The 13,623-nt window shown below is 61.8% G+C and carries 11 protein-coding genes and 3 pseudogenes; 2 read left to right on the forward strand and 12 right to left on the reverse strand.

Annotation, left to right across the window (positions count from 1 at the left end; genetic code table 11):
- Positions 1 to 65: 65 nt before the first annotated feature.
- From AAHB66_RS18115 to AAHB66_RS18135, 5 genes and pseudogenes are all read right to left on the reverse strand, one after another.
- On the reverse strand, positions 66 to 1,085 hold the full coding sequence (locus AAHB66_RS18115) for a HoxN/HupN/NixA family nickel/cobalt transporter (RefSeq protein WP_347113931.1): 1,020 nt from the start codon (positions 1,083 to 1,085) through the stop codon (positions 66 to 68).
- Positions 1,086 to 1,099: 14 nt separating this feature from the next.
- Positions 1,100 to 3,326 (reverse strand): annotated as a pseudogene (gene hypF / locus AAHB66_RS18120) (carbamoyltransferase HypF).
- Positions 3,327 to 3,329: 3 nt separating this feature from the next.
- Complete coding sequence (gene fdhF / locus AAHB66_RS18125) at positions 3,330 to 5,480, reverse strand: formate dehydrogenase subunit alpha (RefSeq protein ID WP_347113932.1); 2,151 nt, start codon at positions 5,478 to 5,480, stop codon at positions 3,330 to 3,332.
- Between the two features lie 40 nt (positions 5,481 to 5,520).
- Entirely contained in the window at positions 5,521 to 6,066 is a 546-nt protein-coding gene (gene hydN, locus AAHB66_RS18130; protein ID WP_347113933.1) for an electron transport protein HydN, read from the reverse strand.
- A gap of 455 nt (positions 6,067 to 6,521) precedes the next feature.
- Entirely contained in the window at positions 6,522 to 6,836 is a 315-nt protein-coding gene (locus AAHB66_RS18135; protein ID WP_347113934.1) for a hypothetical protein, read from the reverse strand.
- A 7-nt stretch (positions 6,837 to 6,843) separates the two neighbouring features.
- Here AAHB66_RS18135 and AAHB66_RS18140 point away from each other — a divergent pair, with 7 nt between their 5' ends.
- Both AAHB66_RS18140 and AAHB66_RS18145 read left to right on the forward strand, forming a co-directional pair.
- Positions 6,844 to 7,020, forward strand: coding sequence for a hypothetical protein (locus AAHB66_RS18140; RefSeq protein ID WP_347113936.1), 177 nt, complete (start codon positions 6,844 to 6,846; stop codon positions 7,018 to 7,020).
- A 167-nt stretch (positions 7,021 to 7,187) separates the two neighbouring features.
- Positions 7,188 to 8,308 (forward strand): IS3 family transposase gene (locus AAHB66_RS18145; protein WP_105580531.1). Its coding sequence is split into 2 segments (ribosomal slippage): positions 7,188 to 7,446 and positions 7,446 to 8,308, totalling 1,122 coding nucleotides; the frame shifts between segments, so codons are not numbered across the junction.
- 29 nt (positions 8,309 to 8,337) lie between these two features.
- Here AAHB66_RS18145 and AAHB66_RS18150 read toward each other — a convergent pair.
- The 7 genes and pseudogenes from AAHB66_RS18150 to AAHB66_RS18180 all read right to left on the reverse strand — a co-directional run.
- Positions 8,338 to 8,628 (reverse strand): annotated as a pseudogene (locus AAHB66_RS18150) (cell envelope integrity protein TolA); the annotation flags it as partial.
- 166 nt (positions 8,629 to 8,794) lie between these two features.
- Positions 8,795 to 9,251, reverse strand: a pseudogene (hycI, locus tag AAHB66_RS18155) (hydrogenase maturation peptidase HycI).
- Positions 9,244 to 9,654: a formate hydrogenlyase maturation HycH family protein gene (locus AAHB66_RS18160; protein ID WP_347113937.1), complete on the reverse strand. Its 411-nt coding sequence runs from the start codon at positions 9,652 to 9,654 to the stop codon at positions 9,244 to 9,246. Before AAHB66_RS18160 ends, hycI begins: the two are co-directional and overlap by 8 nt.
- Positions 9,654 to 10,418, reverse strand: a complete 765-nt coding sequence (gene nuoB / locus AAHB66_RS18165; protein ID WP_347113939.1) for an NADH-quinone oxidoreductase subunit NuoB — start codon at positions 10,416 to 10,418, stop codon at positions 9,654 to 9,656. The genes AAHB66_RS18160 and nuoB overlap by 1 nt, the downstream gene beginning before the upstream one ends.
- Positions 10,415 to 10,936, reverse strand: coding sequence for a formate hydrogenlyase complex iron-sulfur subunit (locus tag AAHB66_RS18170; protein ID WP_347116519.1), 522 nt, complete (start codon positions 10,934 to 10,936; stop codon positions 10,415 to 10,417). The genes nuoB and AAHB66_RS18170 overlap by 4 nt, the downstream gene beginning before the upstream one ends.
- A gap of 37 nt (positions 10,937 to 10,973) precedes the next feature.
- Positions 10,974 to 12,683, reverse strand: coding sequence for a formate hydrogenlyase subunit HycE (gene hycE, locus AAHB66_RS18175; protein WP_347113941.1), 1,710 nt, complete (start codon positions 12,681 to 12,683; stop codon positions 10,974 to 10,976).
- A gap of 15 nt (positions 12,684 to 12,698) precedes the next feature.
- The gene (locus AAHB66_RS18180; RefSeq protein ID WP_347113942.1) at positions 12,699 to 13,622 is read right to left on the reverse strand and encodes a respiratory chain complex I subunit 1 family protein; all 924 of its coding nucleotides are present in this window, start codon (positions 13,620 to 13,622) and stop codon (positions 12,699 to 12,701) included.
- Position 13,623: the final 1 nt, after the last annotated feature.

Below are 13,623 nucleotides of genomic sequence, written 5' to 3' on the forward strand. Positions count from 1 at the left end.
AGGGAAGTTTTTGCGGGGAGCCAGCCGTTCGTCATAAATGTCATGACGAACGGACAGCGATGACGTTAGCGTACGACCAGCGCGTCGTAGCCTTTGAAGCGGTAGTTAATCAGAGAGGCGATCCAACAGAGGATAAACAGCCCGACCACGATAAACCCGGCGTTGCCGAGGTTGTCATTCAGCGCGGCCACGCCGTTCCACAGACCGCCCGTCAGGCCAAACTTATCTGCCAGCAGGCCCAGCGCTTCCAGCCCGCCGATGAACAGCGCCACCACCACCGAGGTACCGGTAATGGTCATGTTGTAGTAGAGCTTGCGCTGCGGCTTGTTGAAGGCCCAGCCGTAAGCGCCCACCATGATCAGGTTGTCGAGGGTGTCGATCAGCGCCATGCCGCTGGTGAACAGCAGCGGGAAGACCATGATCGCCCACACCGACATGCCGCTGGAGGCCCCGGCGGCGGAGATCCCCAGCACCCCGATCTCGGTGGCGGTATCAAAGCCGAGGCCAAACAGAAAGCCCACCAGATACATATGCCAGCTGCGGGTCACCAGGCGGAACGCCGAGCGGAACAGCCAGTTCATCACCCCGCCGCGCGCAAAAGAGACCTCTTCCGGCACCTTCTCGCCGCGCTTCATTTTGTTAAAGCTGCCCCAGACGTCGCGCAGGATCGCCAGGTTCACCAGCGCCATCGCCAGCAGGAAAAAGGCCGACACCGCCGTGCCGATGGTGCCGCCGGTCTCGTGGAACCACTCCATGTTGCGGCTGAAGGCGGTGGCGGTCGCGGCGATGGCAATCGAGGCCAGCACCACAATGGAGGAGTGGCCCAGCGAGAACCAGGCCCCCACGCCGCACGGACGTTTGCCCTGCTGCATCATCTTGCGGGTGACGTTATCAATGGCGGCGATGTGATCCGCATCCACCGCGTGACGCAGGCCGTAGCACCAGGCCAGCAGGCTGGCCGCCATCAGCGACGGGGTGTTGTGAAACAGGTAAAACGCGGTTCCCCAGGCGACAATGTTGGTAGCGATCAGAGCCAGCATCAGCGCCATGGCCTTGGGGTGGTTATTGAAGTATTTGATAAACATCCTGATATCCCGATTTAAGAAAGAGACGCGGCAGCAATCACCGCCTGTCCAAATGCAATCGCGCCGTCTCCGGCGGGCAGTCGCCCGGGAAACAGCACGGTAAAATCGCCCAGCCAGAACTGCAGGCGTTCCCGCAGGAGCCGGTTATGCATCACCCCGCCGCTGCAGACGATGGTGTCGAGGTTGCGCATCCTGGCGTGCAGCGCCGCCAGCGTCGCCAGGCCGTGGGCCAGCGCGTCGTGGAACGCCCAGGCGCGTGCCTCAGCCGGGGCCTGCCAGCCCAGCCACTGCTGCCAGAAGGTGGCCATATCCAGATCGCCGTCGATGACCGGCAAGGTGACCGGATGGCTGACCGGCCCGCCGCGCAGGGCCAGGGCTTCCAGCCGACAGGCGGCCTCCCCCTCATAGCTGAGCTGCGCCGGGGCACAGTCCGTTGCGGCAGCCACGGCGTCAAACAGCCGTCCGGCAGACGAGGCCAGCGGCGAATTGACCCCGCGGGCGATCGCCTGAGCCAGCGGCGGCCAGGGTTTATCGGCGAGGATTTTTGCCTCCGGCAAGGTCTGCCACTCGGGCACAAAGGCCTGGAACTGCGCCAGCAGGTTGCGCCACGGCTGACGCGCCGCCAGGTCACCGCCGGGCAGCGCCACCGCCGGCAACCCACCGAGCCGGTCACAGCTGCGGTAGTTGACCCGCAGGCACTCCCCGCCCCACAACTCGCCTTTTTCCCCCTGGCCGATACCGTCAAGGACCAGGGCGATGACATCCCCGCCGTCGCGCGGCCAGTCGTGTTCCGCCAGACAGGCCGCCGCGTGGGCGTGGTGATGCAGCACCCGATGATGCGGATACGGCATCTGCTCCCCAAGCCGGGTGGAGCGATAGCCGGGATGGGCATCGGTCACTACGCCTTCCGGGCTAAACTGCCAGAGATCCTGCAGCGCGTTCAGCGCCTGCTGCCACTGGGCCAGCGCGTCGTCGTCCCCCAGATCGCCCAGGTGCTGGCTGAGGATCGCCTCCCCGCCACGCACCAGGCAGAAGGTGTTTTTCAGATCCGCGCCAAGACACAGCAGCGAAGGCACATGGTCAAAACCGGGCGGCAGCGGCAGCGCATCCGGGACAAAGCCCCGGGAGCGGCGCAGCATTTCGCCGCTGGCGCGCAGCACCGAGTCGTCCATGCGCTGTACGATGTCGCGGTTATGCAGCAGCCAGCCGTCGGCGATCCCGTCCAGATCCTGCATGGCCCGGTCGTTGGTCAGCGCCGGCGGGCAGCCGTTAAGGTTGCCGGAGGTCATCACCAGAGGGCAGTCCAGATCCTGCATCAGCAGGTGCTGGATCGGGTTCGCCGGCAGCATTACCCCCACCTCGTTCAGCCCCGGCGCGATGGCCTCGCAGCAGGCCAGCAACCGTTTATCCACCAGCACAATCGGCGCCGCCGTGGAACGCAGCAGCGCCTGAGCCTCTGCGGGGAGTGCATCGGCTAAGCGCTGCGGGATCATCACCGCCAGCGGTTTCGCCGGACGCCCCTTGCGCTCGCGCAGCCGGGCAACCGCCTGCTGATTACCGGCATCGCAGGCCAGATGGAAACCGCCCAGCCCCTTTATCGCCACGATCCCGCCCTGCTTGAGCGCCGCCTCCGCAGCCCGCAGGGCGTGGTCTTTCTCTGCTCGCGCTTCGCCGCACACCCAGCTCAGCTGCGGCCCACAGTCCGGGCAGGCCACCGGCTGGGCGTGAAAGCGCCGGTCGGCGGGGTTGCGGTACTCCGCCTCACAGGCCGGACAGAGGGCAAACTCCGCCATGGTGGTGGCCGGACGGTCATAAGGCATCGCCCGGATAATGGTGAAGCGCGGCCCGCAGTGGGTGCAGTTGATAAAGGGATAACGGTAGCGACGCTCCCGCGGATCGTTCATCTCGGCCAGACACGCCGGGCAGGTGGCGGCATCCGGCACCACCTGGGTGGCCATCTGCCCCTGCCCGCTGGGCAGAATGGTGAAATCCACCGGCAGCGGTGCCCAGTGCCACGGCTGCTCGCTGATGTCGTCAATGCGCGCCAGCGGCGGGCCTCCGGCAGCCAGCCGGGTGATGAAGGCCTGCGACTCGCCGGTGAGGCGCACCACCACCCCTGCCCCGTCGTTGCAGACGTCACCCTTCAGCTCCAGCTGCCGGGCCAGTTGCCAGACCCAGGGGCGAAACCCCACCCCCCTGGACTTTGCCGCGAATGCGCAGCAGCGTGCCATTTGTCCTCATGAATTAACTCTCTACCGCCTCGCGCAGGCGTTGTTTCATCGCGCTGTAGGTGGTCTGGGCATAGTTTTCTGCCCAGTGTTGATCGGCAATAGTGTCGATCTTCACCGCGCAGTATTTGGTTTCCGGCGTTTTCGAGACCGGGTCGAGGTTGTCCTGGGTCAGCTCGTTGCAGGCCCCAATCCACCACTGATAGGTCATGTATACCGCCCCCTGGTTGATGCGCTCGTTGACGTCAGCGCGGCTGATCACCTTCCCGCGGCGGGAGCTGACCCACACCAGCTGGCGATCGCGGATGCCGAGCACCTGGGCATCCTGCGGGTTGATCTGCACAAAACCCGGCTCGTCCGCCAGGGTTTGCAGCGCCGCGCAGTTGCCGGTCATCGAGCGGCAGGAGTAGTGCCCCACCTCGCGCACGGTGCAGAGCACCAGCGGATAGTCGGCGTCCGGCATCTCCGCCGGTTTGCGCCACGGGGCGGCAAACAGCTGGCCTTTGCCGCTCGGGGTGTCGAAGCGGTTGCCCTCGTACAACCACGGCGTACCCGGATGGTCGAGGGTCGGGCACGGCCACTGGATATGCCCCATCTCGCCCATTTTTTCGTACGTCACGCCGTAGAACAGCGGGCAGAGCTCGCGCATTTCGTCCCAAATCTGCTGGTTATCGCGGTACGCCATCGGGTAGCCCATCGCGGTGGCGATCAGGCTGATGATCTCCCAGTCGCGCTTGACGTTGCCCTTCGGTTCAACGGCTTTTTCAAAGCGCTGGAAGCCGCGGTCGGCGCAGGTGAAGACCCCGCCGTGTTCGCCCCATGAGGTGGCGGGCAGCAGCACGTCCGCCGCCTCGGCGGTTTTGGTCATAAAGATGTCCTGCACCACCACAAAGTCGAGCGCGTCAAACCCTTTGCGCACCAACCCTAAGTCGGCTTCGGTCTGAAGCGGATCTTCCCCCATGATGTAATAGGCTTTGACCTTGCCCTCCAGCGCCAGGTGCGGCACTTCGGTGATGCGCACCCCCACCTGGTCGTCCATCAGCGCAGGATCGACGCCCCACGCCCGGGCGAATTTCTCCCGCACCTGCGGGTCGGTCACGTCCTGATAGCCGGGGAACTGGTTGGGGATCACCCCCATGTCGCACGCGCCCTGGACGTTGTTCTGCCCGCGCACCGGGCCGACGCCGCAGTGTTCGCGCCCGAGGTTGCCGGTGAGCAGCGCCAGGGTGGAGAGCCCTTTCACCACGTCCACCGCCTGCCCGAACTGGGTGACGCCCATCCCCCACATCACGGTGGCGGACGGCGCGGCGGCGTAGATGCGCATCGCCTCGCGGATCTGCCGGGCGCTGACCCCGGTGATCCCCTCGACGTTTTCCGGGGCGTACTCACTGACCGTTTCGCGCAGGGCGTCCAGCCCTTCGGTGTAGCGGGCCACGTAGTCGGCGTTGTAGAGGCTCTCGTCCAGCAGGGTATAAATAAAGGCGTTCACCAGCGCCATGTTGCAGCCGTTGTGGATCTGCAGGTGCCGGTCGGCAATGCGCGCGGTTTCAATTTTGCGCGGATCGCAGACGATCACCCTTGCGCCGTTCTGTTTGGCTTTGATCACCCGGCGGGCGACGATCGGGTGCGAGTCGGCGCAGTTGTAGCCGAAGATCAGCAGGCATTTTGAGTTTTCGATATCGCTGATGGAGTTGCTCATCGCCCCGTTGCCCAGCGTCTCCTGTAGCCCGGCCACGCTCGGCCCGTGGCAGACGCGGGCGCAACAGTCGACGTTGTTGGTGTTGAGCACCCCGCGGGCAAACTTCTGCATCACGTAGTTGGTTTCATTCCCGGTGCCGCGGGACGATCCGGTGGTCATGATGGCGCGAGGCCCGTAGTTAGCCTTGATTTCACTCAGGCGGCGGGCGGTGTAGCGGATGGCTTCATCCCAGGTGACCGGCTCCAGCTTGCCGCCTTTCTGGTAACGGATCATTGGCTGGGTGAGGCGCGGCGTCAGCAGCCGGGTATCGTTGAGAAAATCCCAGCCGTAATAGCCCTTCAGGCACAGCTGATTCTGGTTGGTGACGCCCTGCGCGCCCTCCGCACGAACGATCTTATTGTTGTCGACGACGAGTTTTAATTTACAGCCCGCACCACAGTACGGGCAGACGCTGGTGATTTTTTTCATCAGTAACAGACCTGCTAAAAGTGAAAAGAGAGGCAGAGGCTTACAGCATCTGCGAGGAAACGGAGTCCAGCGCCGCACGGCGGCGTTTATCGAGACTCAACTGCTCAAGCTTCTTGCGATCGATGCAAACAATGGCATTGGTCGGGCAGGCCTGAATGCAGGCCGGGCCGTCCGGCTGGTGGTAGCAGAGGTCGCACTTGTTGGCCTCGGCCTTTTCCGACATCACGTTCAGCCCCGCGCCGATGCTGCGCACAACCGGACGCAGCACCACTTCCATCGCGCCGTACGGGCAGGCGACGACGCAGGTTTTGCAGCCGATGCAGCGCTCCTGATGGACGTGAACAAAGTCGTTATCGCGGGTGATGGCCCCGTTCGGGCAGACGCTGGCGCAAGGGGCGTCTTCACACTGGCGGCACATGGTGGCCGTGGAGACGTTGACGCCTTTGATGACGTGAATGCGCGGCAGGAAGTTCTGCGGGGTCAGCGAGGCGCAGTCCTGGGTATCGTGGTGTGACACCACGCAGGCCACTTCACAGGTACGACAGCCGATGCATTTGCTGGCATCGGCGATGATGAAACGGTTCATTCTTAATCTCCGGGAATGATGGTTAGCTTGCCGGAGGTATGCATAAATTGGGCCAGATATTAAAATAATGAAATTAAAGGGTTTTATCTGGTGGGGTGGCTGTCATCGACATAAGTGACGATGACAGTATTGGCGTATGTAACATCCAGGCCGGGCAAGCGAAGCGCCCCCGGCATGGCCTTTCTGGAAAGCTCCTCGCAAACTTCAAAGTAACCTTATGTAATTCAGGGTTAAGGCTTTTATTCCCGTTATCAGGCTCGTAAAGTGACTGCGTTGCGGCACATCCGCAATCGGGCGTAGGAACCCGTTAGCATGTATCGACATTCACTATGTCGTGGCAGCGTTTATCCCGTTACAATCACGGTGGCGCTGGCGGAGCAGCCGAAAGGCTGGCCGTTTTCTATGTGCGCGGTATTCCTACCTCCGTCAGCGCTGCCTCCCTCGAGCGTAGGAACTCATAGGGTGGCTAATTTAAATAGCATGTAGAGGATGTCATGATGACTACTATCCCAACCCTGACTTACCCGCAATCTGACGAACAGGTTATTCCCGCTTCCCTGACTACGCCCCTTTCTGCTGCAGCGGATCTCTTTGAGGTCGCCGACCGCTGCGCCGCGCTGGTGAGCGTATTGATCGAAACTGACGACAGAGCATCCCGCACTGCGCTCTGCGAAGGTCTGCTGCACGCGCTGCGCCAGCTGCGTGAACGCTGTGATGCCGAACTCCCGCCGCACCTTATCGCCCAGCTGATCCAGGGGGGAAACACTCACCTCCTGTATGCCGGACTGCTGGCAGGAAACCGCCCCGCAGGTGGATTATGCGCTGGCTTTGGTGCAGGCAATTCTGGGTGGAACGTTGCCCGTCAGCGTCGAGAAAGAACTGGCGGGGCTGCTGCACGATCTGGTCTGGCTGGTTAATGAGTTTGTGAAGGAGCCGTATATTACGGTGCATTGATGGCGGTTGGAGGTCGGGGAAGGCTGACTGATTTCAGGTTTGATAAGGGGCTGTGGTGGGCCCCTGAATGCGTTTGAGGATGGGTTGGCGTTGTGGTGACCTGCTCCCCGTTGATTAATACACCGCGATGTTAGTAATGTCTTCATAAGCCACATGAGGACATCCCCATGAAGAAGCGTTTTTCCGAAGAACAGATCATCAGTATTCTCCGAGAGGCCGAAGCCGGGGTTTCTGCCCGTGAGCTCTGCCGCAAGCACGCCATTTCCGACGCCACCTTTTACACCTGGCGTAAGAAGTATGGCGGTATGGAGGTGCCCGAGGTTAAGCGCCTGAAGTCGCTTGAGGAAGAGAACGCCCGCCTCAAGAAGCTGCTCGCTGAAGCCATGCTGGATAAGGAGGCGCTTCAGGTGGCTCTGGGGCGAAAGTACTGACGACAGACCAGAAGCGGGAAGCTGTGGTGTTGATGTGTGATGCGACCGGTCTGTCGCAACGTCGTGCCTGCAGGCTTACAGGTTTGTCCCTGTCGACCTGCCGCTATGAGGCTCAGCGACCGGCTGCTGATGCGCATTTATCAGGGCGTATCACTGAGCTGGCACTGGAGCGCAGGCGTTTTGGCTACCGACGCATCTGGCAGTTACTGCGCCGTGAAGGCCTTCATGTTAATCACAAGCGCGTGTACCGCCTTTACCACCTTAACGGGCTGGGCGTAAAACGCAGACGACGTCGTAAAGGGCTGGCAACAGAACGTCTGCCGCTGCTCCGCCCGGAGGCGCCCAACCTGACCTGGTCGATGGATTTTGTCATGGACGCGCTGGCCACCGGTCGCAGGATCAAGTGCCTGACCTGCGTGGACGACTTCACGAAGGAGTGTCTGACGATTACCGCCGCATTCGGGATTTCAGGCGTTCAGGTCACGCGAATTCTGGACAGCATTGCACTGTTTCGCGGCTATCCGGCGACGATAAGAACGGACCAGGGGCCGGAGTTTACCTGCAGAGCACTTGACCAGTGGGCTTATGAGCATGGGGTGGAGCTGCGGCTTATCCAGCCGGGCAAGCCAACACAGAACGGATTTATTGAAAGTTTTAACGGACGATTCAGGGATGAGTGCCTCAATGAGCACTGGTTCAGCGATATAGTTCACGCCAGGAAAACGATTAATGACTGGCGGCAGGATTATAACGAGTGTCGTCCACATTCATCGCTGAACTACCAGACTCCGGCTGAATTTGCAGCGGACTGGCGAAACGGGAAATATGAAGAAAAACCAACCGACATTACTAACTGAAGGTTGTATCTAATCCTGGGGGCAGGTCACGCCAACTTCACCGCCTCACAATACTCTTTGTTGCCCCTGCTGGTTGATACCTTCAACGCCGTACCATCCTGCGCGAACTCCATATGCAACCTGCATTTTTTACCCTTCCAGCGTTGTGGCTCAGCAATTTTATCTTCTATCGCCGCCCTAATACCCCGCGCCTGCGCGCCCCATTCATCCTGATCGTCCCAGCGACCAGAACTGCAACTCCCTATTGCTGAGGTTTTGTGGCATCCCGAAGGCTGTAACGGCGCGCAACCCGCTATCAGGCTGACCACCACTGCAAGCATGAACATCTTCCCTGGCATTTCGCGTGCTCCTGTTTAAATTGTTGGCGCGTTATTTCCGGCATGGCGGATTATCAGGCCACGGCAGTCAACTTTACCTTGTCCGGAAACAAAAAAAGAGCCCGCAAATCAGCGAACTCCTTTAACAAACCCCGTTAACACTAACCGACTACAGTTCGCCAAACCCCAGCACCCCATCCCTCTCCGCCAGGCTTTCATACATGATTTCCACCGCCTCTTTAACCTTCTCCGTCATCGGATAATAAAACCCCACAATATCCGGTTGAATCCCTAAAAACACCACCTCCCCCACATCCCCCCTTCAGCTGATCCACCAGGTAGTTCAGCGGCATATTGTGCGTCGTCATCATAAACATCTCGGCGATGTCGTCCGGGTCGATGCGGCGGATCTCGCCGGGGTTGAGCCCCATATCCGTCGCATCGACAATCAGCAGGCGCGCCGGGCGCAGCTCGCGGATCGCGACCACGTCGTTTTCCGGGGCGCTGCCGCCGTCGAACACCACCCAGTCGCCGCGGGGCGCTTCGCGGCACATCTCGGCCAGCAACGGACCGGCACCGTCGTCGCCCATCATGCTGTTGCCGACGCAAAGTAAAACATCAGTCACGTTGCCTCCGAACCATCAGATAGATGGCGTTTTCCTGGTGAATGGCGTGGAGCATGCCGAGCATCGCCCGGCTCCACGTCTGCTGCTGCGCCGTCTGCCGCGCTATTGCGGCGTCAAAGGCGCTGGCCAGCATTACAATATGATTCGCGTCGATCACAATCTCCCCGTAGCGCGGCACGCCCTCCATTTTGCGCCGCGCCTCGCTCCCCGTTTCCAGAGTGGCGATCCATGACAGGTACGCCTCCCACGGGCAGGTCAGCGCCGCCTCCAGGCAGTCGATGACCCCCAGATGGTGGCCGATGGCCAGCCCGTAGTAGATCACCTGCTGGGCGTCGTCGGGCGTGTTGTCATTTTCATCAATGAACTTGCGGCTGAGCTGGCTGAAGACCACGGTTTCGCTCATCAGACACGCTCCTGCCCGACCACCTCGATGAGGTTGCCGACAATCTCGTTCAGACGCGGGTCGTTCTCCCGGGCCAGCCAGTCCACCACGCTTTTATCCCCTTCCAGCAGATGGCGCATAAAGTTGTCGGCGATCTGGCGGCCGTAGCGGTAGCCCGCCAGACGGCGCGCGGCGCGGTCGATGCGGACCCGCAGGGGCTGAACCATCTCCGGATGCAGCAGTTCAGCGGGCTGGCTGTCCAGCGCGCCCGGCTCGCGGGCGTGGATCTTCTGCTCCAGCAGCCCCAGCGCCATGGCAAAGCCGTACAGGGTGGCGGCAGGCGACGGCGGGCAGCCGGGGATATAGACATCCACCGGAACGATTTTGTCGGTGCCGCCCCAGACGCAGTAGAGGTCGTGGAAGATGCCGCCGGAGTTGCCGCAGGCTCCGTAGGAGATACAGATTTTTGGATCCGGGGCGGATTCCCACGCGCGCAGCGCCGGGGAGCGCATCGCGCGGGTGACTGCGCCGGTAAACAGCAGGATGTCGGCGTGGCGCGGGGATGGCACCACCTTAATGCCGAAGCGCTCAGTGTCGAAGATCGGCGACAGGGTAGCGAAGATCTCAATCTCGCAGCCGTTGCAGCCGCCGCAGTCCACGCGGTAGACGTAGGCCGAGCGCTTGATTTTTTTCAGCAGCGAGGCCTTCATGCTGGCGATGGACTCATCCACCGTCACCGGCACCGGGATCCCCTGCTCGTTACGTGGCCCTAACAGTTCGCTCATCGTGTCGCTTCCTTCATCTCGCGGGTCAGATGGATTTTGTCCGAGGGGGTCAGCCCCTGCAGGCGCTTGCAGTCCGGGCAGGTCTCAAAACTTTCCCGGTGACGCTCCGCGCGTTTATCGCCGTTGTGGCGCAGCAGTTCGATGACGTAGTCGATCTCTTTCTGCACCGCGTACGGGCGCTCGCACACCCGGCAGTGGCAGATATCGAAGCGCGACTGCTGGAGGAAATCAGCCTTGCTCCACACCGCCAGTTCGTACTCCTGAGAGAGCTTGATGGCGGTGGTCGGGCAGACCTCTTCGCAGCGTCCGCAGAAGATGCAGCGCCCCAGGTTGAACTGCCAGAACAGCTCGCCGTTCTTTAAATCGGTCTCCACCGTCAGGGCATTGGACGGGCAGGCGTTCACGCACGCCGCGCAGCCGATACACTGCTGTGGGTCGTGCTCCGGCTTGCCGCGCATATTTTTGTCGACCGCAATCGGCTGGAGGGGATAAGACTCCGTCACCGTGCCGGTTTTGATGACTTTTTTTGATAAAGGTAAACATGGATGCTCCGGGTTATTTCAGCGGCGAGTTCTTGCGTTCAATGCTGTAGCGTTCCAGCTCTTTGTACGGCACCACCTTGCTCTTCTTCTTGCGCACATCCACCACCGTCATGCGGTCGGTGCAGGAGTAGCAAGGGTCGAGGCTGCCGATAATCAGCGGCGCATCGGAGACGGTGTTGCCGCGCAGCATGTAGCGCAGGGTCGGCCAGTTGGCGTAGGTGGCCGCGCGGCAGCGCCAGCGCCACAGCTTCTGGTTGTCGCCGGTCATGCTCCAGTGGATATCATCCCCGCGCGGCGCTTCGCTGAAGCCCAGCGCAAAGCGGTTCGGGATATAGGTAAAGCCTTCCACCATCAGCTCGCCGCCCGGCAGGTTGTCGAGGCCGAAATCGATCATGTTCAGGGCGGTGTAGACCTCGTTGATGCGCACTTTCAGGCGGGAAATCACGTCGCAGCCCTGTTCGGTGTGAACCTCCATCGGCAGCAGGCCGTAGCCGACAAACGGGTGATCGGCGCGGGTGTCGCGGGCGTGGCCGCTGGCGCGCACCATCGGGCCGACGTTGCTGAAGTCGCGGGCGATCTGCGGGTCGAGACGGCCCACGCCGACGGTGCGCTGGTCGATATTCGGCGTGCTCAGCAGAATATCCACCAGATCCTGCACCTCGCGACGCATCTGCTGGGCCAGCAGGCGGGTGGCGATCATGTCCTCTTTCAGCAGGTCGCGACGGATGCCGCCGATCAGGTTCAGGCCGTAGGTTTTACGCGCCCCGGTGAGGATCTCCGCCATCTTCATGGAGGTCTCACGCACGCGGAAGAACTGCATAAAGCCGGAGTCAAATCCGACGAAGTGGCAGGCCAGCCCGAGGTTCAGCAGGTGCGAGTGCAGGCGCTCCACCTCAAGCAGGATGGCGCGGATCATCTGGGCGCGTTCCGGCACCACGATCCCCATCGCGTTCTCCACCGAGGTGGTGTAGGCCGTGCTGTGGGCAAAGCCGCAGATGCCGCAGACGCGATCCGACAGGAAGGTCACTTCGTTGTAGCCCATGCGGGTTTCGGCCAGCTTCTCCATGCCGCGATGGACGTAGAACAGGCGGTAGTCGGCGTCGATGATGTTCTCGCCGTCGACGAACAGGCGGAAGTGGCCCGGCTCATCGGAGGTAACGTGTAGCGGGCCAATCGGCACCACGTTGTTTTTCTTGTCGCCGAGTTCGTTGATGAACTCGTAAGTCTCTTTATCGGTGGTCGGAGCCGGGCGCTGACGGTAGTCCATGCTGTCTTTGCGCAGCGGATAGAGTTCGTCCGGCCAGTCATCCGGCAGCACCAGACGACGCTCGTCCGGCAGGCCCACCGGCACCAGGCCGTACATGTCGCGCACTTCGCGCTCGCCCCACACCGCCGCGGGCACGCGCGGGGTGACGGACGGGAACTCCGGCTTGTCGGCGTCCACTTCCACGCGCACGGTGAGCCAGCAGCGGGTGCCCTGCTCCATCGACAGCACGTAGTAGACGGCGTAACTGCCGCAGAGCTGGCGTTCGTCGTTGCCAAACAGCACCGACAGCCAGCCGCCCTGCTTGTAGTACAGGAACTCGACCACTTCCGGCAGGTAGTTAATTTTTACCGTCACGGTGATTTGATCTTTGGTCTGCCAGGCTTCATCGAGCACCACGCCCGGGAAGGCCTGATGCAGTGCGGCGAGATAGTGTTGACCAACTTTTTCTTCAGACATGGTTATTCTCTACAGTCACGCCGCCAGCAAGGAGACGAAAGCTAAAAATGCCAGACCGAAACCGGTCCAGGTAATGCGTGAGGTGGCGTTAAAGCGCAGGCGCGCCATGCTGTTCTCAAACAGGGCGATCACCAGCACGCCCGCCACCAGCTTCACCACCGCAATGACGATCGCCAGCAGCAGGCCGCCTGCGGAGAACTGCGTCATCTGTCCCCAGGGGATAAACACCCCGACGAACATCTGCAGCACCACCAGCTGTTTCAGGCTGATGCCCCACTTGAGGAGCGCAAAGCCCGCGCCGCTGTATTCCGACAGCGGGCCTTCCTGCAGCTCCTGCTCGGCTTCGGCGAGGTCAAACGGCAGCTTGCCCATCTCAATAAAGGTGGCGAAGGCGCAGGCGCACAGCGCCAGAATCAGCGTCACGGAGTGCGCCCCCGGCCAGTGATAGATGGTCGCGGTCACGGCGCTGATGTGGGTATTGCCCGCCACCTGCGCGGCGACCCACAGACCCAGCAGCAGGATCGGCTCTACCAGCACGCCGAGCATCGCTTCACGGCTCGCGCCAATCCCGGTGAACGGGCTGCCGGTATCGAGCCCGGCAATGGCGAAGAAGAAGCGGGCGATAGCGAAGAGGTAGATCAGAACGATCAGATCCCCCAACGCAGGCAGCGGCGAAGCGACGGTGATCACCGGCAGCGCGGTGGCAATGGCGAACATCACCGCCACCATCACAAAGGGCATCAGGCGGAAGACCCAGCCGGAGGCGGCCGGGGCCACGCTCTGGCGGCCCAGGAGTTTGATCAGATCCCGGTACTCCTGGAAGATATCCGGCCCGCGACGGGTATGCAGACGGGCACGCGCCACGCGGGTAATGCCCGCCAGCAGCGGCGCAACGGCAAACAGCACCAGCGCCTGAATCAAAGCAAAGATGAGGGTCATG

This window comes from Leclercia sp. S52 (assembly GCF_039727615.1).
GTDB lineage: Bacteria > Pseudomonadota > Gammaproteobacteria > Enterobacterales > Enterobacteriaceae > Enterobacter > Enterobacter adecarboxylatus_B.